Here is a 26216-nt window from a genome sequence, read left to right on the forward strand (position 1 = left end):
AAATCGCGTGAGAAATGGGCCTATTTCGGCAAGACGCGGGCCGTTGGGCTGGCGAAATGTCCCGCTGGACGGCGACCGGGGCCGGGGTTCTCGTCGTCGCCAAGATCGGCCTGGATCTTCGCGGCCAGCAGCAGCATTTGCTCGACAATCTGGGGGTTCTGCTTGGCCACGTCGTTGGTTTCCTGCAGATCCTCTTTCAAATTGAAGAGCCGTGGCCGAGCGAAGGCTTCCTTCTCTTGCTGCCAGCCTCCTTTCACGCTTGGCAGCGGGAGATACAACTTCCAGTCGCCGCTACGGACGGCCTGAAGCTGATCGAACATATAGTAGTAGAACGCCTCGTGGGGCGACTTCGCCCCCGGCGTCCCTTTCAACAGCGGCAGAATGTCCTTCCCATCGATCATGCGATCGTGCGGCAGCGGCGCCCCGGCCAGGTGAGCGATCGTCGGATAAAGATCCATCAGCGAGGCGACCTCCGCGCACTCGGTTCCGCCAGGTATCGTTCCCGGCCACCAGGCAATCGTCGGAACGCGCATGCCTCCTTCCGCGGTAGTGTACCCCCAGCCCTTCAGGGGCTCGTTCGATCCCTGGACGGGACTGCGGCGCGGGGCACCATTGTCGCTCGTCCAGATGACGAGAGTTCGCTCCTCAAGCTGAAGCAACTTAAGGGTCTTCAGAATCTGACCGGTCGACCAATCGAGTTCCTCGACCGAATCTCCCCACGGTCCGTTCTCGCTCTTTCCCCGAAACGCTTCGCTGGCGTAGGGAGCACGTGTACTGCCTGGCATGGCCTGGGGCAAGTAAAGGAAGAAGGGGCGGTTGCGGTTATCGGTGATGAAGCGAATCGCTTCCAGCGTGTACAACCGCGTAGCCTCGTTGAGATCGACCGGAGCGTCGATGACCACTTCATCACGCATTAGCGGGAGATCAGGCCACGGCTTGCCTTCTCGCGGCGTCATGTCGTCGCTGTACGGAATGCCATAAAACGAGTCGAACCCTTGCCGCGTCGGCAGAAACGGCAGCTGATCTCCCAGATGCCACTTGCCGATGATCGTGGTGGCGTACCCCTTGGTTTTTAACAGTTCGGCAATTGTGATTTCGCTTGGGGAAAGTCCCTTCGGTGAAACGGGCTGCAAGACGGCTCCCCCGGTGTCGCTTTTGTGCATATCGACCCGCGGTGGATAGCAGCCCGTCAGAAGCGCTGCCCGCGACGGCGTGCACACGCCACTGGCCGCATAAAGGTCGGTGAACTTCATCCCTTCGGCGGCCATCTGGTCGAGACTGGGTGTGCGATGCACCTTCGATCCGTAGCAACCGACGTCCCCATAGCCGAGGTTGTCGCACAAGATCACGATCACATTGGGCGGACGCGCATCCTGAGCCCATAAAGTCTCTTGCACGCCCAACAGCAGCAAGACCAGCGATAGCGTCACAACCATGCGAAGCTGTTTCACCAATGCCATCGTGTTATTTTCGCTTTTGTGAAAGCCTTAGGGAACCGTGTTCTCGGTTCCCTGTAGTTCATTCAAGGCCCGGTTCGTGACGCGAACGCGGTACTTGCCATCCGAATTGAAGCCCTTTTGATACTCCAGCCCCTGTTTCATCTCCTGAAGCACGGGGCGAGCCTGCTCGTCGATTTCGTCCAGGACGATCGCTGCCTGCAAGCGTTCCCACTGCCCGCCCGTGGTCATTTCCTTGACTAGTACCGGCAAGGCATCCTCCGGCATTCGCATGCGACACAGGGCCCTGGCGGCGGCAGTTCGCACGGCGGAGGACTCATCCGCCAAAGCTGCCTGAACGATTCCCGCGGCATACTCGCGAGCCGGCTCGCCAATATTGCCGATCCCGGTTGCCGCCCAGTAGCGCACGGCATCGTCTTCGTCCTTCATGGCCTGAATCAGTTTCGGGAGTGCCGATTCCCCTTCGGAAGCCAGAACGGCAACCGTGGCGAGGCGCTGGTTCAACTTGTCATTGCCAGGCTGCCGGAGAACCGCGTATTCGCTTCCCACTTGCTTCGACCGATTCACGAGGATCGGCTCAGGGATCAGTCCCGTATCACGCGTGTCGAGCACCCATTGCCGATGAGCGCCCCGCATGCGTTTGAGGACATCGGCGTACTTTGGATCGGCGGCCAGGTTGTGTACCTCGTGCGGATCGGCCTGACAATCGTACAGTTCTTCGACCGGCTTAGTGGCCGAGAAGTAGTATTCCGCTTCGGCTGGCAACTCTCCCTTTTCATGCAAACGACGAAGCTCGCTCATCGTCGCCCCTTTCTCCGGCGTATTCATGTACTGATAGTACGTTTTCAGGGGCTCGTAGTTGCGGATGTATTGGAAACGCTTGTCGCGCACCATGCGGATGATGTCGTACCGCTCGTCCATGCGGTCGCGTGCCCCATAAACGTAGTCGCGCGGCCTGACGTCTTCGCCCAGGAACGTTTGCCCTTGCATGTACTTAGGCACCTGGGCACCGGCCAGTGTCAGCACCGTCGGGCCGAAGTCGATCGAACTGACCAGCTGGTCGTTCACCTCGCCAGGCAGACCCTGGCCGTCAACGCGAAACTTTTCCGGAATCCGAACGACCAGGGGAATGTGCGTGCCGGAATCGTACAACCAGCGTTTGGCCCGCGGCAGGCCGACTCCGTGATCGGACCAGAACATGACGATCGTATCGTCGTACAGCCCATCGTCTTTCAACTGCTGAATCAAGTTGCCGGCCCAGTGATCCATGGCCGTGATCAGCTCGTAGTTGCGTTTCCAGTCCTCGCGCACGACCGGCGGGTCGGGATAGTAAGGGGGCAGCTGCAGCTTCTCGGGATCTTGTCGCTGCTCAGGCGTCAGCACTTTCGTGACCGATTCATATTTACCCTTCGAGGCAATGCCCGACTCGTGACAACCGGTGAAGTTGAACACCGAAAAGAACGGCTGCGACTTGTCAGGTCGGTTCCGCCAATGGGCTTTCCCGGATGAGTCGTCCCAGGTTCCCTTGGGCGTGCGGAACTGATAATCCTGCTTCGAGTTGTTCGTGCAGTAATAGCCTGCTTCACGCATATACACAGGAAACGGTTTGATCTCGTCAGGCAATGTCGCCGTGCAGCGCATATGCTGCGAACCAAGCGACGTCTGGTACATGCCGGTGATGATCCCGCTCCGGCAAGGAGCACATACGCCGGCGGTCGTAAACGTGTTGGTGTAACGTACGCCTTCGGTGGCCAGCTGATCGATGTTCGGGGTGATCGCGTGCGCGTCACCGAAGCAGCCGATATGCGGGCTGATGTCTTCGCACGAAAGCCAGACGATATTGGGACGATGATCGGCACCCAGTGCAGATCCAGCCAGAGCAATGCACGACAGGGCGAGCGCAGACAAGATTTTCATAATGCTCTCCGGGAAAGGCGGGCTGTTTCTAGGCGGGGATTTAACAGCGTCGGCAGGACTAAGACGCCAGCTTCTGCTTGAGCCAGGCCAGGTCCCGTTTCATCGCCGCGATATGATTGGATACCTGTTTCGCTTCTTCGCCATGCAGGTACTCGACGTGCAGCGAAATTGGTCCGTTGTAGTCGCTCGCTTTGAGCAGCTTCCAGAACTCGCCAGGAAGTTCCCCTTCAGTGACCGAGCACCACGCCGGCCGGCCGCCGTTCCCTTTAAAATCCTTGATGTAGACCGAGCCAAGGTGCGACTGGACGAGGTTCCATTGGATAGGCCACGATGTGTTTCCTTCGACGCGGGCATGGCCGATATCGAAAGCCATCGACACCACCTTCGGATCGTACTGACGCACCAACTGCATGATGTCCCAGACCGGGGCACCGACGTAGTGGCTGCCGGAGTGATTCTGATAGACGGCCTGAATGCCGATCTCCTCGTTCATCGCCGCCAGGTCTTTCAGTTGGGCACCCGCTTCACGCAGTTGACGGGTTACCGGTTTCTTGAGGTCATACTTGTAGTACGACATGCGATACCGCGGGATGCCCAGTTCTTTGGCGACCTTTAGCGTCTCTTCCGCGTTGGGGGAATCGATGCTGTTAATGCTGGACGTCAGAATGTCGATCGTCAGCCCCTGCTTCTTGAGTGCTTCGACGAACTTCGGCAATTCCTCCGCAACGTTCTCAGGTTCGATATGGCCGCCGGTGCGGATGGGGGCCTCGATGCCTTCAAAGCCGATCGCGGCGACCCGCTCGGCCATCTCGTCATAGCTCAGCGGCTGCAGGAACTTGGTAAACGTAATCAGCTTCCAGCGGCTGGGTGAAGCCTGCTGAGCCGCAAGGGAACTACCCAGGCCCACCGCGGCCGAAGCCGCCAAAGAAGCCTGAAGCATCTGTCGTCGATTCATTGCGTGCATGGGTCTTTCCTTCGGTTATTCGGTAACAGGCACGACTTTGCGTACCCGGTGATTGTTCGTGTCGCCGATGTACAAAGCATTATCCGCCCCGACGCCAATTCCATGAGGACGATCCATCTTGGCCTTGGTCGCAGGGCCATTGTCGCCGGAGTAACCGCGCCCCTTCGGGCCGATACCAGCCACCGTACGGATGCGGTCGTTCTTCACGTCGATCTCACGAATGGCTTGGTTTTCGGTATCGACGACGTACAAGTTGCCGTTGGGTGCCTTCACGATTCCCTTGGGGCCGTTCATCGTGGCCTCTTTGGCACTGCCACCGTCGCCGCTGTATCCCTGCTTGCCCGAGCATGCCACGTGATGCACGATGCCGGTCTTCAAGTCCAACCGCCAGACACTGTGCCCTTCCCGCAAGGCGATCCACAGGTCGTTGCCATCGAGGTAAAGTGCTCGCGGTCCCACCATCGACTTACCTACGGTCGTCTCGCCGTCGATCGGCAGCTTCTTCTCGCCATTTCCGGCGATCGACTGAATGACGCCGGTCTTTAGATCGATGGCGCGGATTCGATGGTTCTGAATGTCGGCCACGTAGAGCGTAGAGTCATCTTCGGTCAACACAATGCTGTGCGGTCGATTGAACTGCGCCTTGAGGGCCGGGCCGCCATCGCCGGAGTAGCCAGGCTTGCCGGTGCCAGCGACGGTGGAGATGGTTCCGGTCTTCGCATCGACCTTGCGAATGAGATGGTTCTGCATCTCGACGAAATACATATCGCCGTTTTTGGCGAAACGCACCTCGTACGGTTCGTTCAATTGGGCTTCAGTCGCCGGGCCCCCATCGCCGGAATACCCTTTGGTGCCGTTGCCAGCGACGGTCGTGACCTGCCTGGTCTTCAGGTCGACGCGCAGCACGCGATGGTTTTCAACTTCCGTCACGTAAAGAGCACCGTCCGGACCGATCAGAACACCGAACGTCTGGCCAATGTTGACTTCATCGACCGGACCTTCCATCTTGCCCAACTCTTTATCGCCGGTACCGGCCACGGTGACGATCTCGCCGAATTCGGTTGCGAAAGCACGAGAGATCGGCAAAAACGAGAGGAGGGTTAGCAGTAAGCAGAGGCGGGACAACATGCGGCTCACTCGCGAAAGGGATTCAATTCGTTTGACGATGGTTACGAGTCGAGCCGCATTATAGTTCCTCTGGATGCCCGGTTCACGGCTTGATCAGGATTTTCCCTGCCAGGGTGCCTGCTTGCCGCAATGTGTTGTCTTCCTGCAGCTTGTGGGCAGCCGCTGCTTCGGCCAGGGGAAAGATCTTCCCGATCTGCGGCTTCAGCTTCCCTTCCGAGAGCCACCGGCTGATCTGTTGGCCGCACACATCCATTTCCTCGGGGCTCACTTTGAACATCACGAACCCGTGCAGGCTGCATCCTTTCACATAGAACGGCCCCACGGGAAACTCCGGCCGGGCATCGCGGCCGGCCATCAGCACCATGCGGCAGCGCTCGGCGGCAATACTGACCAGAAAATCGAAGTCCGGCTCGCGGATCGTTTCCCAAATCACATTCACCCCGGCGGGACAAACCTTAAGGACTTCCTCGGCGACGTTCTGTGTTTTGTAGTTGAAGACGTAGTCGGCTCCCAGTTCTTTGCACAGTTCCGCTTTCTCGTCGGAGCCTGCGGTCGCCAGAACGGTTGCTCCCATCGCTTTGGCCATCTGCACGACCATCGAACCGACGCCCCCAGAACCGCCATGCACGAAGATCGTTTCGCCTGTCTTCAGTGCCGCGTTGTCGGCACCCAGCCCCAAGTGGGCCGTCACGCCGGTCAGCGCGCACGCGGCGGCTGCGTCGTCGGAAACATTATCAGGCGTGGCATACAACCAGTGCTCGTCCACCACGGCGTACTCGGCGAACGTTCCCTGGCGCCCGACCAGTCCCTGGTTCGTTCCCCACACGTGCTGACCAACCTGGTAGCGACTTGCGCCGGGGCCTACCTTTTCGATCGTGCCGGCCAAGTCACTACCGGTGACAAACGGCTTGGGCAGTTCCCAATAGTTGGCACCGTTGCGAATGTACGTATCGATCGGGTTGAGCGCTGCCGTAACGACTTTCACCAATACCTGACCTTCGCCCGGTTCCGGCGTGGGGATTTCACCAACCTGGATGACTTCAGGGGGGCCCGTTTGTTCAATGTAGGCTGCTTTCATCAGTTTCCTTTCTTCGGGGTGATCGCCGCGTAATTTCTCCCCCCATCCTATCGCTCCTGCTATCGCAGACAAGTTAGGCCCGCGTCCACGCGAATGGAGTCTTCCAATTGTTTCCCTGGCCGATCGTATGTCAGAATAGCAGCATGCAAGCACACCATTGAGGAGCACGCACCATGAAGAACACTGCCCTGATCACCGGAGCCTCCAGCGGCATCGGCCGCGAGTTGGCCTGGGTCCATGCCGAGCACGGGGGGGACCTGGTCTTGATCGCGCGGCGCGGGGAAGTACTCGAAGAACTCAAGCAGCAGATCGTCGAGAAGCACCAGGTCAACGTCCTGTGCATCGCCATCGACCTGAACGAGCCAGGGGCCGTGCACCAGGTTTACGACCAGGTCGAGGCTGCCGGCATCGAGGTCGACTTCCTGATCAACAACGCAGGCTTCGGCAATCATGGCCCTTTCTATCAGCACGACTGGAAGACCGACGGCGCGATGATCCACCTGAACGTCACCGTCCTCAGCGAAATGACCCACCGCTTCGTGCAAGGAATGCTTGAGCGGCAACACGGACGCATCCTCAACGTCGGCAGCACAGCCGGCTTCTTGCCAGGCCCCATGATGGCGGTCTACTACGCCTCGAAAGCATACGTCCTCAGCTTCTCCCAGGCGATTAACGAAGAAGTCGCCGAACTGGGCGTCACCGTCACCGCGTTATGTCCCGGCCCGGTCGAAACGGATTTCTTCCAACGCGCCCACGCCAAGCACGTGGGCATGTTCAGAAAGGGCTCGACGGCCACCGCCCGCAGCGTAGCCGAGTTGGGCTACCGCGCGATGAAGAAGGGACGCCTGGTCGTGATCAACGAGTGGCGACTGTGGTTGCTACTCAACTGGATCACACCGTGGGTGCCGCGGCGGACGTTGTTGAAGATTTCGCGGTGGCTGTTGAGTTCTTGAAGTGGCCTATTCGCTAGGACTACACAAAACACGAGTCAAGTCACGCAACAGCACCTTTGGACGATATCCATCGAAATTTTTGGTATATTATTAGCACGCAACTCTTTGGCAGATTGTTGGGCCCCTCGTGACCAACGCGCCGGATCCGCTCACATCTACACTTGTGCCACTTGAGGATCCAGATGACTCCAACCGCGTTTTACCATCTCGACGATGCAGACGAACTTAACTCTATTCGCGGAACAGACGATACCTTTTCTAGTCTTCCGTTCATCAAGTCAAACAACAGCAACAAATCCCAACTTGAAGGGGCGATATCGGGAACGCGATTCGAAAGAAGTCGATCCTACCTTAACCTTCTTCATGGTATCGATTGGCTAATTGGACCAGAAGCCGAAATTGATATCCTAAATCTTAGTCTCGGCTTGAAATCTCGTGATTTTAACGAACACGAACCATTACAAATTGCAACTCGATACGCATACCAATCCAACAAAGTTGTAGTCACCGCCGCTGGTAACGACGGCCCATGCGAGAACACGCTCCAAAGTTTGGCCCGTGCTCGTTGGGTAATCTCAGTAGGAGCAACGGACTGCGATCGCAATCTGCTTGACCTCTCAAGTCGCGGTGTCGCCAACAAAATGTCCCCGACACTGGTTACCAATGGAGTACCCAATCCAGAGGATTATCAACACCCAAACATGCCCGAAACAGCAAGAAAATTCGGGCCCTCTACAAGCTTAGCGTGCGCAAGAATGAGCAGAATTGCCGCCTTTACGATGAGCATGATGCGTTTCTTGTTTGCTTGCATGGCAGAAGTACAACAAGCACATGTCTTAGGCATATTCGCTCCTCCAATTCGCTTTGTTGTAATTGGTTTTGCTGATACTGGCATATTTCCAGGATATCAAGACCTCTGGAACCCAACTGTTCGGTCATTCATGGCAAACGGAAATACGAGCTATCAGGTCTCCTGTGACCACAACACCATCAAATCTCTCTACGATATATTCTCTTTCTTGTTGGAAGAAAAACTAGCGATTGAACTGAGCACGTCTCCAGAAGCCGTTCGCACCTTCCTCAATGTCATGGCGATACCATTAGAGAACCGCAAATGCCATGAAGTTGGTTCGGGATATCTCGACCTTGATGTCGCAATTGACTTTTGGACAAATATTACCCCTGTTAAACTATTAAAAATATTGCTTCCTCGAAAACACCACGGCAAACTCGTATACCACTTTCAGGACAGCGGTCCGATTTTTCGCGATAGCTTTGTGATCTATCTTTCAGACATGGCTTCCCGCGGACCAACTCACGGCGATTGCGCCATGATGGGTTATCTGCGACACTGAGGCAATGGCGGTCAGGCGATTTTGTGACGGAGGTTGTCGCGGCCTGATCCGGTGTTCTCAGGTGCCTTTCTCATGTCGTCACGTTCGCCTGTTTCCCTTCAAGAGTGCTTTGCCGATCTGACCGATCCGCGGACTCGCAAGGTGACTTATCCGTTAACGAATATCGTGACCATCGCGCTGTGTGCGGTGATGAGTGGGGCGGATGATTTTGTGGCTATCGCCGACTGGGCCGAGATGAAGAAGGAGTGGCTGGGTAAGTTCCTTGATTTGAGTTCCGGCATCCCTTCGCACGATCGCTTTAATGCGATCTTGGCTTCGCTGAATCCGGCTGAGTTTGAGAAGTGTTTGCTGACTTGGATCACCGCCTTACACGAAATCACCGACGGGCAGATCATCGCGATTGACGGCAAGACGCTGCGGCGGAGTTTCGACAAGGCCAGCAGCAAGGCGGCCATTCACATGGTCAGTGCCTGGGCGACTGCCAATCATGTGAGTCTCGGCCAGGTAGTAACCGACGCGAAGAGCAACGAGATCACCGCCATTCCCAAACTGCTTGAAATCGTCGAGGTTTCCGGCAGTTTAGTGACGATTGACGCTCAAGGTTGCCAACAGGACATCGCTCAGAAGATCGTCGACCAGGGAGCCGATTATTGCCTGGCCGTGAAGCGCAATCAGCCGACCCTCCACGATTCGATCGAAGATTTTTTTGTCGCGCAGCAGGAAAGCAATTTCAAGCGAGCCAAAGTACACCGTCACGAAACGCACGAGAAAGGGCATGGTCGCGAGGAGTCGCGTTCCTATTATATCTGCCCTGTGAACGACGAGATCATCACACGAGATCGTTGGTCGAACTTGAGGGCGATCGGGATGACGATCAATATCGTGAAGCAAGGCGGGAACGAGACGAGCGAGGTGCGATACTATATCCTGAGCAAGTACCTTTCCGGCAAGCGTTTCGCCGAGGCCGTTCGCGGTCATTGGGGCATTGAAAACAGCCTGCACTGGCAACTGGACGTGACGTTCGGTGAAGATCAATCTCGCATCCGCAAAGGGCACGCCGACGCCAACTTTAGCCTGCTACGAAGGACGAGCCTGAGCCTGCTGAAGAACAACAAGACAGCCAAGGTCGGCGTGAAGAACAAACGATTAAAATGCGGCTGGGGCGATGACTACCGCATGGAAGTCCTGCTGGGACGGTGAGTTATGGTGCAATCGCCGTGCGGACCAACTGTACATGCAAAGGTTGCCTAGCATGCAAGAAATCGAATTGGTAATACAACAAATCAAGCGTGCAATATCAGATAGCCAATCAGATCTTTCTGATAGGAACATAGTCATTGATAAAGTCGAACTCGAAATCAACTCGATTCTAAAAGATGCACCGAGCGGCGCCTTTGAACTCGAATGGGGGCCTGTGAAATTTGGGGGAGGTGCAAGCGTTTCTGAAAACCAAGTCACTAAGATCAAGCTTAGTCTTGTGCCTGTAGAGATAGAGTACGAACTCCTAGCACCTAAGATCCATGATAGACTTACACGTTCCTTAGAAAGCCTCCTTGCTACCGTTGATGAAGCTAACTCAACGCCTCCAGAGTTTGGATTTCAAATGGGATCGATCGAATTGTCGTTCGTTATTACCGAAAAAAGTGAAGTCAAAATCCTCGGGCTAGGAACAAAGGCTTCTTCATCGGAATCACAGAGAATCATACTTCATCTTAGACCAAAGTAAACTTTGGGGCGTTTCTCTAGTTGCAAGACTCGAAAGGCTTGAGGGCTTCATTGGTAGTGGCAACCAAGTCGACCTGCGAGCATGGCATTGAGGATGTGACTTTGTTGCAGCAGGTCCGAAAACCGAACTACGGCTCTTCCCCCGAGAGCTTCATCATCGACTTCAGCTTCGCGAGGGAATCGTCGTGATACATTTCGACGTCCAGGTAGTCGGACGTCGGGCTGGTGGTGATCACGAGGGTTCCGCCGGTCGGCTGATCATCGAGGGTCGCCCAGGCCGCGAAGGTTTCTGGCGACATCTCGTTCGGCTCGCTCCAGAAGACCGGGTTGGCATGGTCCGCAATCACCGCCATTGCGGCTCCGCCGCTGGTGATGCCCTCGCCGGCCGCGGTTGGGCTCGTGCTGAGCACTGTGTCTGGTCCCGCTAACGCGACGAAAGGGGTGTGGGTTTCTCGAATGTCGCGCGGCAGGTAAATGCTTTCGTAAACCAGCGGCATCCACTGGGCTGCGGCCAGGTTGGTCTCGGTATCCCATGGCTGATCGAGGTCGAATTCCTGATACAGCTGATCGCTGAACATGTACGGCAACAACAGCACGCGCCACGAAAGCAGCGGCGTGCCGTCCTGGTCGGTCGTATAGGCCGGCGGGTAGGCGCCGTAGTCCTGATGATATTCCTGCAATGCCATCGCGATCATCTTCATCTTATTGGTCACCACGACCGGCTTGGCATACTCCGACGCGATCATCAAGTAGACGACTCCCCCCACCACCAAAATAACGATGAGGATTCCAACGAGCGCAAGGAATCCTAGAAAGGTTTTGGCGGGCGAGCTTGATTCGTTTTCCATGAGATCGTCTTTACTGTTAGTGTGCCAAACAGTTTGAAGCGAAATCGCATCGTAGCGATTGCCCACACACGACTCAAGTTCGTAAGGCACGGCTGCTGTGGCTCGTCTCGCATCGGATCGGATCATACAGTCGACGTTGTTGCAGCCATCGCAGTGGCTGGGGGCGTAGCGGAAAAAGCATGCCAGCGAGTGTCGGTGGATCTCCAGATTCATGATCTCGACATCCGGACCGAAACCATAATTCTCAAAATGGGTTAACTCCACCACTACCCCCCCTCCCTTTCGAACAGAACACCATCCCATAAAGGGAATCCTTCTCACGAGCGATCCCTTCGCGGCGTTAGTTTCGAAAAGCCAAAACTTGCACACCAGCAAAGCAATCTGAGACCCAACGCACCCGCCAAGCTTCTCATTGGCCCAGCGAGATATTTCGCAATATCGAGCCTTATTCTTAGGCGAGAAACTCGTTCACAAGCAAGCTAAGTACTTTGCCTACTTTCGATTTCCCACTGCTGTGCCTGGGAAAAAAAGGACCGCGACTCATTTCCACACATTTACCATTGCAATTATTTTTTAATAAAAAATCACATTCCCGTAGATTCGCAAATCGGGTGTGGGTAGAATCGGCGACCGTCTTATCATCCTTCTCTTTTCCAACCTCTCGAGATCAGGAATTCACCCATGGCTTCGTATCTCACCCGGAACCGCCGCGGTTTCACACTCGTGGAACTGCTTGTCGTTATCGCCATCATCGGGGTTCTCATCGCCTTGCTACTTCCGGCCGTTCAACAGGCACGCGAGGCGGCCCGGCGAATGTCGTGCAGCAATAACTTCCGACAGATGGGAATCGGGCTGCATAACTACCACGACGTCATGAAGCGATTTCCCATTAACTGGTACAACGGTTCCGGCCGCGGCGGAAACAACATGTGCGTCTTGATCGGCCTGTTGCCGTTCATCGAGCAAACGGCCTTGTTCGATGGAATTGACATGAAAGATACGAACCTCACGCTTTATACCGTCAACGGAAAGCGTGTCTGCGATCATCAGATTGAAGCGTATCAATGCCCCAGTGACCCTGACGTCGAAACCAACAACCCAACCACTGGGGCCGCGCGATCCAGCTACGCACCCAGCATCGGCTCGCAGTTCATGCAGTCGGCTGCCGGTTGCGATCTTCTGGCGACCGCCGGGGCGTTTCCCTCAGGCATGGGGCTCGATACCGACAACGACGGCGAAGACCCCTTCAACCGTGGTAACGTGCGTTCAGACTATGGCGAACAAGCCGTTTCCGGTCCGTTCGGTCGTGGTTACTTTACTCCCTACTCGGCTCGAATCGCGGACATTACCGACGGCACGTCGAACACGATTCTCATGGGCGAGATCCGCATGACCTGCCAGACCTTCGCTTCCTGGGGATGGTCGTGGCCAGATTCGCTTTGGTACGCGACAACTGCCCCCATCAACTTTCCGACCTGCCCCGGAGATGCTCGGTATGGCACGAACACCTGCTTCTCTAATGCCAGTAACAACTGGAATGCCACCTTCGGCTTCAAGTCGGCACACCCCGGTGGGTGCCAGTTTGTCATGGGTGACGCCTCGGTCCACTTCCTGCCCGAGACAATCGACCGCCTAACCTATGCCCGACTCGGCGACAAGTCCGACGGGGGGGTGATCGGCGAATTCTAACGGTGCGGACCATCACGCCACGCAGCATCAATTTCATCCCAGTCGACAACGCCCGCTTACCACATCCGATTTTTAAGGACACGGCCGAGTATGTCCCACAATAGAATTCTAGCGCTGTCTCCCATGTTGTTGGTTCTCGTGACCGGTTGCTGGTCTTCAGGCGGGCCGACGACCTATCCTGTGAAAGGACTGGTTCAATACGAAGGGAAGCCAGTCGAAGATGCCACGGTCACGCTGATTCCCAAGCAATCGGACGGACGTTCTGCCAGCGGAACGACCAATGCCGAAGGTACCTTCGAAGTGACGACGTACATCTCGCCGTCACTTCAGGCACCCGGTGCGATGCCTGGTGAGTATGACATCGTCGTCAGCAAGATCGAAGTCCGCGAACTGGATCCCGATCTCAATCCTCAGGAAGCTCAAGCGGCATTCCAGAAGCTGGGACCGCCGAAGAACCTTCTTCCCAAGAAGTACCGCAGCCCGAACACCTCTGGACTGTCGGTGACCATCGAAAACGGCTCGCCGGAACCGCTGGCACTCGATCTGGCCGACTAGTCGGAACGGCCCAATTGCCCCTAAAACTTCTCCCACGGGTCCCATTGGGCAACTAAACTTGAGGAAGTACCAGCTCAACTCGCTTCCTTGGGACCTTACTTCGCATGCCTTCTGATCAAGCCCCAGTTCCTGATGCTCGTTATGCGGAAACGATGGCCGGCTCCAGCGGTGATTTCAGCAAGGAGCAACAAGACATCGCCGTGGCAGCGCTGATTCTGCGTATGGGGGTCATCTCGGAACGCCAGTTGTCTCAGGCCCTTTCCACTTGGACACTGCACGGCGATCTTCCTCTGCACGAACATTTAGTCGCGCTGGGGCAGATCGACGTCGACACCTGCAACATGCTGATCGAACGAAGTCCGTCGCTGCTGAAGGAAGTCACGCCGGCCAGCGATACCGGCTTTACCTCGGCGGAAACGGTCGTCGCGCGGACGCTCGACTCGGTCGACCCTTCCGGAGCGATTGCCCGACTGATGGGAATCCGTAGCGTCTCAGGCTCGGGTGCCAACGACGCCACCGGCGTGCGTGCGTCGATGGCTCGCTACCGACTGATCCGCAAGCTCGGCCAAGGGGGGCTGGGTCGCGTCTGGCTGGCCTACGACGAACATCTCAAGCGCCCCGTCGCCGTCAAAGAAGTCACCGCCCCCGATCAATCGGCGGCCCAAGAGCGTTTTCGCCGCGAAGCAGAAATCACCGGTCGGCTCGAGCATCCTGGCATCGTCCCTATTTATCACCTGGGGGAAGACCTCGAAACCGGCCAATCCTTCTACGCAATGCGTTTCCTCGGCAAGCAAACGCTGCACGATACGATTCAAGAATATCACGAACGCCTGAGCGAAGGGGAACACAACCCGATGCTCTTGCGGCGGCTGCTGACCGACTTCGTCAACGTTTGCCAGGCCATCGGCCATGCCCATTCGCGCAAGGTCATTCACCGCGACCTGAAGCCTGAGAACGTCGCCATCGACAACTTCGGCCAGGTGATCGTGATCGACTGGGGCATCGCCAAAGTCATCAACGAATTGCAAACCAGCGACAGCCAGTCGAGCACGCACGCCTCGCACCCCAGTAGTCAAAGCACGATGGATGGCCAGGTTCTCGGGACCCCCCTGTACATGGCCCCCGAGCAAGCCGCCGGCCGCATTGACGAGTTGGACGAACGCACCGACATCTACGGGCTCGGCGCAATCCTCTTCTCGATCCTGGCCGGGTGCGGTCCCCATGAACATACGCGGAACGCTTCCAACTCGGTCAACGGCCGAGAACTGTTGACGGCGATCGCCGGTCAGCCAACACCCAATGCCGCCGATGTGAACCCCGACGTCGACCCCGCGCTGGCCGCCATCTGCGCCAAGGCCATGGCCAAGCGACAATATGCCCGGTATCAATCGGCGTCGGAGCTTGCCGAGGAAGTGCAGCGCTGGATGGCTGGCGAAAAGGTCGATGCCTATCGCGAGCGCCCCGAGCAGCGGCTGGCACGCTGGATTCAGCATCATCGCATCGCTTCGCAACTTGTGGGCCTGGTGCTGGTGACCTGCCTGGTCGCGATGACGGTCTTCGTCGTCGACTCGTACAAAGCCAGGAAGGCCGCACGCCAAAGCCGCTTCGATCAAATGCAGGCCTACAGCCGTGAACTGGAAGTCCAACTCAAAGCCACCGCCGAGAGCCTCTCGAAAGATGTTCGCTTCATGTCGAGTCTCCCGCCCATCCAAGGCATCATCCAGGCTAACGGCGACAACGCGGAAGCCGAGCCTGAAGACGTCTGGCGCGATCGTCTCGAACAGATTTACGAAGAGTTCCTGCGAGCCAACGTCGAGTACCTCTCGATCAGCTTCACCAAGATCACCGACGAAGCCGCGGAAGACGTCGTGTGCGTCGAGCGGAATGCCCGCGACCCCGCCTACCTGCGTCGTGTGCCAGCGTCTCGACTGACGACCCATAACGAACCGGAGATCCTCGCCCAGGTTTCGCGGCTCAGCCAGGGAGACATCTTGCTAGCCATCCGCAGCGCCGACGATAAAGAAGACGATCGCGTCGAAGAAGGAGTGCGCCTGGTCGCGATCACGCCAATCTACGACTCAGCCACTGGCAGCCTGTTCGGCGCGGCCGTCATCGCGATCGATCTGCGGCACCAGATCGTCGATTTCCTCACCGAGTTGGACCAAGGCACGTCCATCATTCAAGTCACCGATCGCCAAGGCAAGGTCTGGGTTCGCGACACGCCGGAAGATGGCGTCATCGAAACCAATAAACCGACCAGCATCACGAGCGAACTCCCCGAGTTGAAACTGTTCTTCGACGACCAAGAGACGAAGCACTATAGCGATCCCAGCGACGGCGTGATCGCCTCGAAGGTGTTGCTCGATCACTTCAACGGGACCACCGCCGTGGGCATCGTACTGGAATTGGTCGAATAAGACGAAATGCTTTCCACTTCCGCTCGGCACCGATGGGAATTGTGCCGATTACGCGAGTATCCGGAACGCTGTCAATCACCTGAAAACGTTCGCAATCGATGCCTGAACGCACGGGTATCCCGATCTCACGCGACTGGCGGCCAGGCGCATGATCGAAGTCTTGTGGCAGTCGCGCGATCAAGAGATCCCCTAATTTCAGCCCTGCCGTCCGCCGCGACTGGGCCGAAGACGCCAAGTTGCTGCTGGAAGAAGTGAACGTTCCGACAAACGTCCCCCGTAGCGTGCGATCTCGTTCGTGATGCGTTATGCTGGTTACTCGATTTAATGAAATGAGTAACCCCCCGAGCCGAGAGCGAAGCTTCATGGGCAAATGGTTGAGTAACAGGCTGATCCTGATCGCGGTACTCCTACTTGGTTTCGCATCGACCGCTTCGGCCATTCAAATCGATATCGAGAAGCCGGGCGAGCGCGAGTTCGTGCGCGACCTGGCCGAGATGATCACGCCGGAAGACGAAGAGAAAATTCGGGAAGTGTGCGACAAGCTGCTGACCGAGAAAGCGACGCCGATCATCGTCATTACGATCGACTCGATGGCTAACCATGGGGGCGAAGGGTTGCGGATTGAAACGTTCGCAACGCTGCTGTTCGACCAGTGGGGCATCGGGCACGCGCAAATCAACGGCCAAGAGTGGAACACCGGCATCCTGCTGTTGGTCTCGAAGAACGATCGCAAGGCCCGCATCGAACTGGGGGGCGGCTGGGGACGCCGCGAAGACGCTCTGTGCCAACAGATCATGGACGAGCAAATCATTCCCCGCTTCAAGCAAGGACAGTTCTCGGAAGGGATCGTCGCCGGGGTTGACTCGCTCGACAAGATGGCCCGCAAGCTCGAGCTTCCCGCCCAACCGCGACCTTGGTGGCATTATGCGGTGGGAGCTGGCTTCGTCGGCTTGGCGATCTTCACCGCGGTTTCCCTCTATCGAAGCGGCTCCAGTGGCTGGGCCTGGGCCTTCTGGGCGGTCGTGTTCACCGTGGTGGGTACCATCCTCTATCACATGGCGACCAGCCGCGGCAGTGGTGGAGGCGGCTTCAGCGGCGGTTCGTTTGGCGGTGGGTCTTCCGGTGGCGGTGGCGCCACAGGGTCTTGGTAAGGAAATTAAAGTCATGCAGCGCGCATCAACTCTCTTCAGCACCGACGAGCGTCAGAAGATCCAGGAAACCGTCGCCCAGGCCGAAGCCAGTACCTCGTGCGAGATCGTCCCGGTCGTCGCCACCGCATCGGGCCGCTACGATCGAGCCGAAGACGTCCTCGGCCTCTGGCTAGCCACTATCGCGGCGATTATGATTTGGACTCTGTACCCTCGATCGACGGACGAACTAGGGGACTGGACCGGCACGTCATTTGATTCCGGCCTAATCGCTTTGGCAGCCAGCATCGTGGTGGCGTTTCTCGTCGGGGCGATGCTCGGCAGTCGGATCGGCTGGCTGCGTCGGCTGTTCACTCCCAGCGATCAGATGAAAGATGAAGTTGCTGCCCGCGCGCGGCAGGTCTTCTTCGATCGCCGGGTGCATCACACCAGCGGCGCGACGGGCCTGTTGGTTTACGTTTCCCTCTTCGAGCACACAGCCACCATCCTGGCCGACCAGGAAGTCCTCGAGAAGCTCGGCCAGGCAAAACTCGACGAGCTATGCAGGCAGCTGACCGAAGGCCTAGGGCAAGGTCACCCGACCGAAGCCATCTGCGCGGTCATCCAGTCAGCAGGGCAACAGCTATCCGAAGTATTGCCGCGCAGCGAGGGTGCCGCGAACCAGCTGCCGGATGTTTTGGTGCTGATGGACTAACGGTCTTCGATAGCAACCACTACCTCGAACAAGCCTCGTTCGTCACCCGTGTATCGCCCCCCAGCCATAAATCAGCACCAGCGTCAGGAAGATGACGCTGAGGGTGTGGTAGCCGGCGGTCAGCCACCAGGCGGTTAAATGCTGCTTGACGTCCAGCACGGCTTGAAGGCCGAGTCGAATGAGCCAGAAGAGGCAAACGTAACCGCAGAATGCCCGGGCCAGGCCGCTTCCCGCGGCAATCTCCGTGGCGTTGGTAACGCTGATCACGCCAAACGCGATGATCGACAACACGACGTAGCCACCATAGACCCAGTACATCTGCCAGTGCAACTTCGGCAGGCTGGCCAGTTGGTTCTTCCAATCGAGCCGAAAGGGAACCAGCGCCGAGGCAATCAAGATGCCGAAGTGCATCAGACCGGCGACGAAGATCAAGTTAGCGAGCGACGGCATCATGCGGCACCTATCGCTTGAAGAAATGGAACGATCACGTTGCGGATAAACGCGGGATGAAACAGCATCCCCACCGGAACGAGTAAACAAGCGGCGGTAAACAGCCAGCCCACAGCACCGCTGCCCAGGCCAACCTTGCGTCCAAGCGAACTGCGTTCGGCTAACATGCCGATCCCCTGCACGACAAAGAACAAGGTCGGACCTCCATAACCGCTCCCAGCCGGGATCGAGATCACCACGTCGTGCACCAGCCCGCTCATGAGGAAGCCGGCCATCAATCCCCAAGCCGCTCCAAACCGCTGAGTCAGGGGCCGGAAGAGATATCGGAACGTCAGATCACGGAAGGCTCGATTCCAACGGCGTCCCCAAAATTCGCCCAAACTCGTCGCCAAGATCGGCCAATCCATCAGCGGTTTCGCGTCGACTCCCCGCGATCGCCACCAGCACGAAAGCAAATGAAACAGGCCGAAGTGCAGCACGAAGATAAGACCGATCATGCCCACCCATCCCACCACTAGCACGTGGTCCGGCGAAAGTCTCGGCACAGCGCCATACAAGAGAACGAATCCGCAGCCCATTTTCGCGGGGGCAAACAGCCACTCGCCAAGCGTCGGCGGCACGACGTCGCGGCGGCGGTCGAGAAAGGCCTCGATATCCATCCCGGGCCAAAGCAGCAGGTAAGCTACGTTGCGATTTGCGGGAACACTTACTTTAATGGCCGAACGCCAGGTGAGCCCTTTACAACCGGCATAGATGAAAACCGCCATCGACCACATCACTACCCAAGGTGATATAGCTGTGACCGCAAGGAGGAAAGCAATGATGTTGAAACCGTCGAACAATAGACCTCAATCCCAAAACCCAATATTTCAAGCATCCTATGAACTGTCGGCACAACGGACCATTAACCGAGACCTTCATCGATTCCATCCACAAATGACACGATTTGAACTTTCTTTTCATTCGGTCTCCGCCGTGGTAGCCTAATTATCGCGAATAAAGTTCTTCCCGCCTGACGAGTCTAGACTACCAAGATGTCGACACGCGAACTTATCGTGATTCTCCTAGCGATGGCCCTTCTTTGGGTACAGCCAGAAAAGGTGTTTGCCATGGCCGCAACCATCGCGGCTCCCGAGATCCCCGTGGAGGACAAACAGCAACTAACGATTTTGACGCTGAAGTGGGACCCGAAATGGAATCGTTTCGAGCAGGCCGACTTGAGTTGGTCGCTGGACGACGATGGCCAATGGACCGCTGACCTTCCTCCTGGTGGATACCAGGTCGAGATCCATGGAGAAGTTCTAGGTGAAAAGGCATTCTTTCGTTCGCCGCGTTGGTTGGTAACCACCGCGGCGGTCGATTGGGTACTCGAGCTACAGCCGCTCAGAATTGAGTTGGAAAACCAATCAGAACCACTTGGGATACGACACCTCAAATTACGCAGTTTCGCAACGACAGGGGAGGTGAGCATCCATGAAGGGGAACCAATCGGATCGGTAAGACTGTACACAACGACCGAAACCCAGCTGGATGTCACGTTGATTGGCGAGAATCACGACACGATCGCACTCGGGCATGTGAAGATTATGCCGACGCACTCGCGGATCCGCGGAGCGCGAGACGGGGAAACGTTTGCCGCCATTACGACAATCTCGACCTCCGGCCGCTACTGGTATCGTCGGCCTGTCTCTTTGGCGGAAGGGAACCCGCCGATCGCGTCCGCCACGCTCAACCTGGCGCATCCACGTGGTGAACTAAACGTGAACTTTCGAGAAGGGCTGCATCTGGTCACCAACCGTCCGACCTTCCACATGAGCTACGAACTGAACGCCGAGTCAGGCCGCAAGTTGATCTCGCGGAAGTGCCTGGTTTCAGTCAAGGACTTGGAAGAGTTTCAGCTGGGTGGTCCTTTGCAGGTATCGGCGTTCGCGAAGATCCTGACCCGGCTTCCCAGCACCCAGGAATATCGTGTCGGTGGCATATTGAACGATCCTTCTGGGATCGAAATCGATAAGGGCAGGTCGGATATCCACTGGTCAGAGACCTTCACCATGCGGGGCAATCAGCCACTTCCGAAGAATCCGCCCGATGAAATCAATCTTGGGCTGCTGGGTAATCCTCTGGAAACGGTGAAGTTGGCCGCCTCGTGGGAGTGGGCAAGCAAACACGAAGAGCTCGTTACGCCCGCGGAGTTCGTCAAATTCCGATCCGCGAATTTTCAGTTGGATGCTCCCGCCGGCTGGCGAGACCGGGCGGCAATCTATTTGCACCAACTGGAGCACTGCCGGGCAGTTTTGAAAGTGACGACTGGCCGCAAAGGTCCCAACACAACTCAGATTCGCTGGCGTCTGAACACCCACAACGCAAAAGCCCAAGTGGGCGGAAAGCAGTCGTGGATGAGCATGCCGCTAAATGGGCTGTATGAAGCCGTCGATCCCTTTGGTCGCCCCTGGTTTATGGTGCACGAAATGCTGCACACGTTTAACTACAATCACGGTAAACCAATGACCGAGCAGGTAAACATCGGTCGCAAAGAACTTGGCCTGACTCGCTGGCGCATCCCCGAGGATCTTTATCATAGCGAAGACGTCCACATCTCGGTCATCCCCACGAATCTGAACTGATCGTATCGATTCCGCAGTATGGTGACTTGCCCCAGAAGTTACTCCGCTTGTTGCCCGCGGCAGCGTTTCCCTCTTGGCAAGCGTCGTCAAGCAATGTTTAATCCGCTTGACGATCAGGCAATGGGTTGCCTCCGATCGCGGTTGAATTCCTAGTACGGCAACGTGATTGGCCAGCGGCGAATGGCTTCTGAGGAAAACGAAAAGCTGGGCGTGCTCTCGACCCTTTCCATCGGGATTGGTGGAATGGTCGGAGGGGGAATCTTTGCCGTGACCGGGCTGACGGTCGAAGTGACCAAAGGGGGTGCTCCGGCGGCTTTTTTGATTTCGGGAATCGTCGCTCTGCTGACCAGCTACTCGTATCTCAAGCTAACGCTGCGATATCCGGGCGAAGGGGGTACGGTTGAGTTCTTGAACCGGGCCTTCGGCGGAGGCATTCTCACCGGGGCGGCGAACATCCTCCTGCTGCTGAGCTACGTCGTGCTGCTGGCCATCTATGCCTACGCGTTTGGAAGCTACGCGGCCAGCTTCTTTCCCAAAGAGGATCAGGCGTTCTGGCTGCATAAGTTCATTTGCGCGGTGATCGTCGGTTTGTTTCTCTTGAACCTGTTCGCGTCGAAGCTGGTCGTGCGGTCCGAGAATTTCTTCAATGCCGCCAAGATGATCTTGCTGCTGGCATTCATCCTGTTTGGCCTGGCAACGCCGATCGAGTGGAGCCGGCTCGATTACGAGCACTACGTTTCGGCGCCAGGCCTGATCGCCGGCGCCATGCTCATTTTTCTGAACTACGAAGGCTTTGAACTGATTGCCAACGCCTCCAACGACGTGGCCAACCCGAAACGTACGCTGCCCATTGCGTACCTGGGGGGTGTGGCGATCGTCATGGTGCTCTATTTTCTGATCGCGCTGGTCGTCGTCGGACATCTTGGTTTCGAAGAAGTTTCCCAGTCCAGCGCACACGTCCTTTCCGTCGCCGCCGACGACGTCATGGGGCGCACAGGCTACATCGCGATTGCGGTCGCTGCCATCTTCGCGACCAGTTCGGCCATTAACGCCACCTTTTACAGTACCGGAAGACTCACTTACATCATCGCCAAGAGTGGTGAACTACCGACCGAGCTAGAGCGTTCGATCCGCGGTCAGCATGCCGAAGGAACGTTCATCACGGCGGCCCTGGCCCTGCTGATCGCGAACTTCGTTCCTTTGGAAGCCATCGCAACGATGGGCAGTGCTGGCTTTCTGCTAATCTTTCTGGGCGTGAACGTCGCCGCGGTTCGCCTGGCGAAAGAGACCGGCGGCCGGGTATGGATTTCCGCGCTGGCGGCCATTAGCACCTGGATTGCTTTGGTAGTGCTTTGCATCGAAGTCGACGAGAACGCTGCCACCCGGAAACATCTCTGGATTCTCTTTGGCATGATCGTTCTTTCCCTGGCAATCGAAGTCGTCTACCGTAGCGTCACTGGGCGGAAAATTCGCCTGGTGAAATGGAAGAATCACGATGCGAAGTGAAGTAAGATGAACGCTGCCCCTTTCATCTGATCCACTTCGATCCTCGGAAAGCTTCCCATGCGAAGTCGTGCTTTGTGCCTGGTATGCCTGTGGACTCTTGCCATCGCAGGTCCGATTCTCGCCCAAGAGCCCAATATGCCCCGGCCACGCCTCTTGGTGCTGACCGATATCGGTGGCGACCCCGACGACCAGCAGTCGATGGTTCGCCTGATGATTTATGCGAACCAGTTTCGCCTGGAAGGACTGGTGGCTTCCGCTTCGGGTACGCCTGGCGAGCTGAAGAAAGCGATCACGCAGCCTCAGCTCATTCGCGAGATCGTCGACGCGTACGCCCAGGTACGGCCCAACCTGGCCAAGCACGAGTCGAACTGGCCAGAGGCCGCGCAACTGGCCGCGTGCATCAAGTCGGGCAATCCCGAGCGAGGGCGAAAGCACATCGGCGACAAGCACGACACCGAAGGCTCCAAGTTTCTAATCGAGCGAATCGATGCCGGCACGAAGGACGATCCCTTGAACATCGCCATCTGGGGTGGCCAGACCGACCTGGCTCAGGCACTATGGCGTGTGAAGCATGATCGCAGCGAAGCCGAATATCAAACGTTCGTCCAGAAGCTTCACGTCTACGACATTGCCGACCAGGACGGCATCGCCGATTGGATGCACGACGAGTTCCCCGGCATGTTCTACATCCTCAGCAAAGCCCCGCCGGGAGAGGACCGACGCCAAGCCACCTTCCGCGGGATGTACCTGACCGGAGACCTTTCCCTGACCAGCCGCGAGTGGATCGACCAACACATCCGCTCCCAGGGACCGCTCGGCAAGCTCTATCCGACTAAGACCTGGACCAGTCCCAATCCACATGGCTGCCTGAAGGAAGGGGACACGCCGTCGTGGTTCTTCTTTCTGCCAAGTGGAGGCAACACGCCGAGCGATCCTTCTCAGCCTGGCTGGGGAGGTCAATATACGCTAGCTCAAGACGGATGGTACCGCGACCGGCCAAAAAGCAGCGGCGACCCGCGCGAGTCGGTCTCGCGCTGGAGGCCTGAATTCCAGAAAGACTTCGCAAAACGAATGGCGTGGTGCGTTGACTAAGCACGGGGGCTATCGATCATTCTCGATGAAATACGAAGAAAACAGTTCTTTTTCATCCGTCGCGTAGATATTCTGAATGGTTAGCCATGGGCAGACTTTTCACTATGAGCATACTTCGGGGGAGAGCGCGATGAAGACCACCTTGGCATCGATGATCTTATTGTTGGTTTGTCTTCTCAGCCCTGGCATCCTTTCCGCCGAGGACCCGGCAGCCGACGATGTCGCCACGGCCGAAACGGCGATGATCTATGGCTATCCGATGGTGATGAACTACGCGGCCATCTACGAGTTCTTCATCGATACGACTTCCAGTCAATACAAGTGCGGCTTCAACGAGGTCTTCAACACGGCCCACGTCGCGACACCCGCCGACACAGCCGTCGTAACGCCCAATAGCGACACGCCCTATTCTTTCTTCTGCGCCGACCTGCGAGCGGAACCGGTCGTCTTTGCCGTGCCGCAAATCGAAGAAGATCGCTACTTCTCGGTGCAGTTGGTCGATCTTTACACCTACAACTATGGTTACGTTGGCAGTCGCACGACCGGCAACCAAGGAGGTAAGTACATGGTCGCGGGACCGAACTGGACCGGTGAGAAGCCCCCTGGCATCGACCAGGTATTCCGCTGCGAAACTGACTTCTCGATGGCCATCATTCGCACGCAGCTGTTCGATCCGGCAGACATCGAGAACGTCAAGAAGGTCCAGAAAGGGTACCAGATCCTGCCCCTCTCGACCTTCCTGGGCGAGCCTTCGCCAGAGAGTCCTCCGCAAGTCAACTGGCCCAAGATCGACAAAGAACTGGCCACCAAAGATCCGTATGCCTACCTGGCATTCCTCTTACGATTCTGCCCCACGGTCGGTCAGGCGAAGGTCGAAGAGCCCCTTCGGGCTCAGTTCATGAACATCGGCATTGAAGCCGGTAAGCCCTTCCCGTGCTGCGAACTTTCCGAAGGGCAGAAAGTTGCTTTAAAGCTCGGCGGCGAAAAGGGAATCGCGGCCATCAAAAACAAGGTCGCTAAGATCGGCACCGAGATGAACAGTTGGCGCGTCACCGCCGCGTTCGGAGATCGCGACTTCTTTCAAGGAGACTGGACTCTACGTGCCGCGGCCGCCATGGCCGGTCTGTACGGTAACGATGCCGAGGAAGCCACTTATCCGCTGACCGTTCAAGACGTCGACGGCCACCCGCTCGACAGCAGCAAACAGAACTACGCCCTCACGTTTCCCGCCGGCCAGTTGCCGCCGGTCAACGCGTTCTGGTCGGTCACCATGTACGACGGCAAGACGCAGCTATTGATCGAAAACCCGATCGATCGTTACCTGATCAATTCCCCCATGCTGCCAGGCATGAAGAAGAATGCCGACGGCTCGCTCACCATCTACATCCAGAAGGATTCGCCGGGCAAGGAGAAAGAGGCCAACTGGCTGCCAGCTCCCGACGGCCCAATCTACCTGGTCATGCGGCTCTACTGGCCCAAGACCGAACCACCATCGATCCTTCCGCCAGGCAAGGGAAGCTGGAAACCGCCAGGGGTCGTCAAAGCCGACTAAGCGGCTTGGCGACGCATCTTGATCGAATGCGGACTATCGTCGTCGAAGTTAGTCAGGCTGCGCACCGCGTACGAATCATTGCCGTTGGAAGCATAGTAGATCCGGGCATTCACTTCACCCAGCAGCCCCATGCCGAACATCTGCGAGCCGAGGATCGTGCTCAGCACGGCAAACAGCAGTAGCGGGTTGCCGGTCATATCGACCTGGCCGATCAGCTTCATGCCGATGGTAGTCAACACGCTAAGACCCGCAATGCCCAGGCAGGCAAAGCCCATCCGGCCGAACAGCTTCATCGGGCTGGTGAAGAACTGCTGCATGTAGGCGACGGTCAGCAAATCGAGCACCACCCGCGTGGTGCGGCCGATGCCGTACTTCGTTTGACCGAAGCGGCGGGCATGATGCCGCGTGACGACTTCCACGCACTTCGCCCCGCGCTGATGCGCCAGAATCGGGATGAAGCGGTGCATCTCGCCGTACAGTTCCAGCTCGACGGCGATCTCGCGGCGAATCGCCTTGAGGGTACAGCCGAGGTCATGAATCGGAAACTTGGTCACCTTCGAGATCAACCAGTTGGCGATCTTGGAAGGAAGCTTGCGATTGACGAACGCGTCCTGGCGATTCTTCCGCCAGCCATGTACCAGGTCGAAGCCTTCGTCGATCTTCTCGAGCATCATCGGAATGTCTTCCGGATCGTTCTGCATGTCGCCGTCAAGCGTGATCACCACGTCCATCGACGCGTGCTGAATGCCCGCGTGCATGGCCGCCGTCTGGCCATAGTTCCGGCGAAACTCAACCACCTTCACATGCGGATCGGTCGCGGCCACTTCCTTGAGCTTCGCCGTCGACCCATCGCTGGAACCGTCGTCGACGAACAAAATCTCATAGTCCCGCCCCAGGTTTGCTAGCACGCCGTGCAAGCTGCTGTAGAGCAGGGGAATGGTCTCGATTTCGTTGTAAATCGGAACGACAACGGAAACGCTCATAATGGCAAAACCCGCGTGAAACTCGAAAAAAATAGGGGCCAAGGGTCGCAGTGATGCCCTACCGCCAGAGCCCTGGTCGCG

At 57.2% G+C, this 26216-nt stretch carries 22 protein-coding genes; 13 read left to right on the forward strand and 9 right to left on the reverse strand.

Features of this window, described 5'->3' with window-relative positions:
- Positions 1-20 precede the first annotated feature (20 nt).
- The 5 genes from Pan97_RS24265 to Pan97_RS24285 all read right to left on the reverse strand — a co-directional run bounded on the left by Pan97_RS24265 (position 21) and on the right by Pan97_RS24285 (position 6544).
- On the reverse strand, positions 21-1460 hold the full coding sequence (locus tag Pan97_RS24265; RefSeq protein WP_196782207.1) for a sulfatase family protein: 1440 nt from the start codon (positions 1458-1460) through the stop codon (positions 21-23).
- A 27-nt stretch (positions 1461-1487) separates the two neighbouring features.
- Positions 1488-3374, reverse strand: a complete 1887-nt coding sequence (locus Pan97_RS24270) for a sulfatase-like hydrolase/transferase (RefSeq protein ID WP_144977274.1) — start codon at positions 3372-3374, stop codon at positions 1488-1490.
- A 58-nt stretch (positions 3375-3432) separates the two neighbouring features.
- Positions 3433-4338 (reverse strand): sugar phosphate isomerase/epimerase family protein, encoded by a 906-nt coding sequence (locus Pan97_RS24275; protein WP_144977277.1) that lies wholly within the window; start codon positions 4336-4338, stop codon positions 3433-3435.
- A gap of 15 nt (positions 4339-4353) precedes the next feature.
- On the reverse strand, positions 4354-5466 hold the full coding sequence (locus Pan97_RS24280; RefSeq protein WP_144977280.1) for an NHL domain-containing protein: 1113 nt from the start codon (positions 5464-5466) through the stop codon (positions 4354-4356).
- 82 nt (positions 5467-5548) lie between these two features.
- Positions 5549-6544, reverse strand: a complete 996-nt coding sequence (locus tag Pan97_RS24285; RefSeq protein ID WP_144977283.1) for an NADPH:quinone reductase — start codon at positions 6542-6544, stop codon at positions 5549-5551.
- 173 nt (positions 6545-6717) lie between these two features.
- On the opposite strand from Pan97_RS24285, the gene Pan97_RS24290 reads away from it, so the two are divergent.
- From Pan97_RS24290 to Pan97_RS24305, 4 genes are all read left to right on the forward strand, one after another.
- On the forward strand, positions 6718-7497 hold the full coding sequence (locus tag Pan97_RS24290) for an SDR family NAD(P)-dependent oxidoreductase (protein ID WP_144977285.1): 780 nt from the start codon (positions 6718-6720) through the stop codon (positions 7495-7497).
- 182 nt (positions 7498-7679) lie between these two features.
- Entirely contained in the window at positions 7680-8852 is a 1173-nt protein-coding gene (locus tag Pan97_RS24295; protein ID WP_144977288.1) for a S8 family serine peptidase, read from the forward strand.
- Positions 8853-8924: 72 nt separating this feature from the next.
- A complete protein-coding gene (locus Pan97_RS24300) occupies positions 8925-10052 on the forward strand; it encodes an ISAs1 family transposase (protein WP_144970136.1) in 1128 nt (375 codons plus the stop codon).
- 52 nt (positions 10053-10104) lie between these two features.
- Complete coding sequence (locus tag Pan97_RS24305; protein WP_144977291.1) at positions 10105-10578, forward strand: trypco2 family protein; 474 nt, start codon at positions 10105-10107, stop codon at positions 10576-10578.
- A gap of 127 nt (positions 10579-10705) precedes the next feature.
- Here the strand turns inward: Pan97_RS24305 and Pan97_RS24310 are convergent, their stop codons facing one another.
- Entirely contained in the window at positions 10706-11692 is a 987-nt protein-coding gene (locus Pan97_RS24310; RefSeq protein WP_165698955.1) for a DUF1559 family PulG-like putative transporter, read from the reverse strand.
- 414 nt (positions 11693-12106) lie between these two features.
- Between Pan97_RS24310 and Pan97_RS24315 the strand changes: the two genes are divergently transcribed.
- The 5 genes from Pan97_RS24315 to Pan97_RS24335 all read left to right on the forward strand — a co-directional run bounded on the left by Pan97_RS24315 (position 12107) and on the right by Pan97_RS24335 (position 17928).
- The gene (locus Pan97_RS24315) at positions 12107-13114 is read left to right on the forward strand and encodes a DUF1559 domain-containing protein (RefSeq protein WP_144978636.1); all 1008 of its coding nucleotides are present in this window, start codon (positions 12107-12109) and stop codon (positions 13112-13114) included.
- A gap of 90 nt (positions 13115-13204) precedes the next feature.
- Entirely contained in the window at positions 13205-13669 is a 465-nt protein-coding gene (locus tag Pan97_RS24320; RefSeq protein WP_144977297.1) for a carboxypeptidase-like regulatory domain-containing protein, read from the forward strand.
- Positions 13670-13773: 104 nt separating this feature from the next.
- Positions 13774-16086, forward strand: coding sequence for a serine/threonine-protein kinase (locus Pan97_RS24325; RefSeq protein WP_144977300.1), 2313 nt, complete (start codon positions 13774-13776; stop codon positions 16084-16086).
- A 329-nt stretch (positions 16087-16415) separates the two neighbouring features.
- A complete protein-coding gene (locus tag Pan97_RS24330) occupies positions 16416-17237 on the forward strand; it encodes a TPM domain-containing protein (protein ID WP_165698956.1) in 822 nt (273 codons plus the stop codon).
- Positions 17238-17250: 13 nt separating this feature from the next.
- The gene (locus Pan97_RS24335; protein WP_144977306.1) at positions 17251-17928 is read left to right on the forward strand and encodes a TPM domain-containing protein; all 678 of its coding nucleotides are present in this window, start codon (positions 17251-17253) and stop codon (positions 17926-17928) included.
- A gap of 42 nt (positions 17929-17970) precedes the next feature.
- On the opposite strand, the gene Pan97_RS24340 is transcribed toward Pan97_RS24335, so the two are convergent.
- Both Pan97_RS24340 and Pan97_RS24345 read right to left on the reverse strand, forming a co-directional pair.
- Positions 17971-18381: a hypothetical protein gene (locus Pan97_RS24340; RefSeq protein ID WP_144977309.1), complete on the reverse strand. Its 411-nt coding sequence runs from the start codon at positions 18379-18381 to the stop codon at positions 17971-17973.
- On the reverse strand, positions 18378-19145 hold the full coding sequence (locus tag Pan97_RS24345) for a wax synthase family protein (RefSeq protein WP_165698957.1): 768 nt from the start codon (positions 19143-19145) through the stop codon (positions 18378-18380). The genes Pan97_RS24340 and Pan97_RS24345 overlap by 4 nt, the downstream gene beginning before the upstream one ends.
- Positions 19146-19412: 267 nt before the next feature.
- Between Pan97_RS24345 and Pan97_RS24350 the strand changes: the two genes are divergently transcribed.
- The 4 genes from Pan97_RS24350 to Pan97_RS24365 all read left to right on the forward strand — a co-directional run bounded on the left by Pan97_RS24350 (position 19413) and on the right by Pan97_RS24365 (position 25152).
- The gene (locus tag Pan97_RS24350; protein WP_144977315.1) at positions 19413-21002 is read left to right on the forward strand and encodes a hypothetical protein; all 1590 of its coding nucleotides are present in this window, start codon (positions 19413-19415) and stop codon (positions 21000-21002) included.
- A 180-nt stretch (positions 21003-21182) separates the two neighbouring features.
- Positions 21183-22508, forward strand: coding sequence for an APC family permease (locus tag Pan97_RS24355; protein WP_144977317.1), 1326 nt, complete (start codon positions 21183-21185; stop codon positions 22506-22508).
- Between the two features lie 57 nt (positions 22509-22565).
- Positions 22566-23600, forward strand: coding sequence for a DUF1593 domain-containing protein (locus tag Pan97_RS24360; RefSeq protein WP_144977320.1), 1035 nt, complete (start codon positions 22566-22568; stop codon positions 23598-23600).
- A gap of 130 nt (positions 23601-23730) precedes the next feature.
- On the forward strand, positions 23731-25152 hold the full coding sequence (locus Pan97_RS24365) for a DUF1254 domain-containing protein (protein WP_196782208.1): 1422 nt from the start codon (positions 23731-23733) through the stop codon (positions 25150-25152).
- On the opposite strand, the gene Pan97_RS24370 is transcribed toward Pan97_RS24365, so the two are convergent.
- A complete protein-coding gene (locus tag Pan97_RS24370) occupies positions 25149-26135 on the reverse strand; it encodes a glycosyltransferase family 2 protein (RefSeq protein ID WP_144977323.1) in 987 nt (328 codons plus the stop codon). The genes Pan97_RS24365 and Pan97_RS24370 overlap by 4 nt on opposite strands.
- Positions 26136-26216 lie beyond the last annotated feature (81 nt).

The organism is Bremerella volcania, from assembly GCF_007748115.1.
GTDB classification, from domain to species: Bacteria; Planctomycetota; Planctomycetia; order Pirellulales; family Pirellulaceae; genus Bremerella; species Bremerella volcania.

What these genes read in the sequence shown, in the direction of transcription:
- Pan97_RS24355 (WP_144977317.1), top strand. Translation starts at nt 21,183, where the DNA reads ATGGCTTCTGAGGAAAACGAAAAGCTGGGCGTGCTCTCGACCCTTTCC.
- Pan97_RS24280 (WP_144977280.1), bottom strand. Translation starts at nt 5,466, where the DNA reads ATGTTGTCCCGCCTCTGCTTACTGCTAACCCTCCTCTCGTTTTTGCCG.
- Pan97_RS24265 (WP_196782207.1), bottom strand. Translation starts at nt 1,460, where the DNA reads ATGGCATTGGTGAAACAGCTTCGCATGGTTGTGACGCTATCGCTGGTC.
- Pan97_RS24330 (WP_165698956.1), top strand. Translation starts at nt 16,416, where the DNA reads ATGAGTAACCCCCCGAGCCGAGAGCGAAGCTTCATGGGCAAATGGTTG.
- Pan97_RS24290 (WP_144977285.1), top strand. Translation starts at nt 6,718, where the DNA reads ATGAAGAACACTGCCCTGATCACCGGAGCCTCCAGCGGCATCGGCCGC.
- Pan97_RS24320 (WP_144977297.1), top strand. Translation starts at nt 13,205, where the DNA reads ATGTCCCACAATAGAATTCTAGCGCTGTCTCCCATGTTGTTGGTTCTC.
- Pan97_RS24270 (WP_144977274.1), bottom strand. Translation starts at nt 3,374, where the DNA reads ATGAAAATCTTGTCTGCGCTCGCCCTGTCGTGCATTGCTCTGGCTGGA.
- Pan97_RS24350 (WP_144977315.1), top strand. Translation starts at nt 19,413, where the DNA reads ATGTCGACACGCGAACTTATCGTGATTCTCCTAGCGATGGCCCTTCTT.
- Pan97_RS24275 (WP_144977277.1), bottom strand. Translation starts at nt 4,338, where the DNA reads ATGCACGCAATGAATCGACGACAGATGCTTCAGGCTTCTTTGGCGGCT.
- Pan97_RS24285 (WP_144977283.1), bottom strand. Translation starts at nt 6,544, where the DNA reads ATGAAAGCAGCCTACATTGAACAAACGGGCCCCCCTGAAGTCATCCAG.
- Pan97_RS24305 (WP_144977291.1), top strand. Translation starts at nt 10,105, where the DNA reads ATGCAAGAAATCGAATTGGTAATACAACAAATCAAGCGTGCAATATCA.
- Pan97_RS24360 (WP_144977320.1), top strand. Translation starts at nt 22,566, where the DNA reads ATGCGAAGTCGTGCTTTGTGCCTGGTATGCCTGTGGACTCTTGCCATC.
- Pan97_RS24340 (WP_144977309.1), bottom strand. Translation starts at nt 18,381, where the DNA reads ATGATGCCGTCGCTCGCTAACTTGATCTTCGTCGCCGGTCTGATGCAC.
- Pan97_RS24365 (WP_196782208.1), top strand. Translation starts at nt 23,731, where the DNA reads ATGAAGACCACCTTGGCATCGATGATCTTATTGTTGGTTTGTCTTCTC.
- Pan97_RS24335 (WP_144977306.1), top strand. Translation starts at nt 17,251, where the DNA reads ATGCAGCGCGCATCAACTCTCTTCAGCACCGACGAGCGTCAGAAGATC.
- Pan97_RS24315 (WP_144978636.1), top strand. Translation starts at nt 12,107, where the DNA reads ATGGCTTCGTATCTCACCCGGAACCGCCGCGGTTTCACACTCGTGGAA.
- Pan97_RS24295 (WP_144977288.1), top strand. Translation starts at nt 7,680, where the DNA reads ATGACTCCAACCGCGTTTTACCATCTCGACGATGCAGACGAACTTAAC.
- Pan97_RS24325 (WP_144977300.1), top strand. Translation starts at nt 13,774, where the DNA reads ATGCCTTCTGATCAAGCCCCAGTTCCTGATGCTCGTTATGCGGAAACG.
- Pan97_RS24370 (WP_144977323.1), bottom strand. Translation starts at nt 26,135, where the DNA reads ATGAGCGTTTCCGTTGTCGTTCCGATTTACAACGAAATCGAGACCATT.
- Pan97_RS24300 (WP_144970136.1), top strand. Translation starts at nt 8,925, where the DNA reads ATGTCGTCACGTTCGCCTGTTTCCCTTCAAGAGTGCTTTGCCGATCTG.
- Pan97_RS24345 (WP_165698957.1), bottom strand. Translation starts at nt 19,145, where the DNA reads ATGGCGGTTTTCATCTATGCCGGTTGTAAAGGGCTCACCTGGCGTTCG.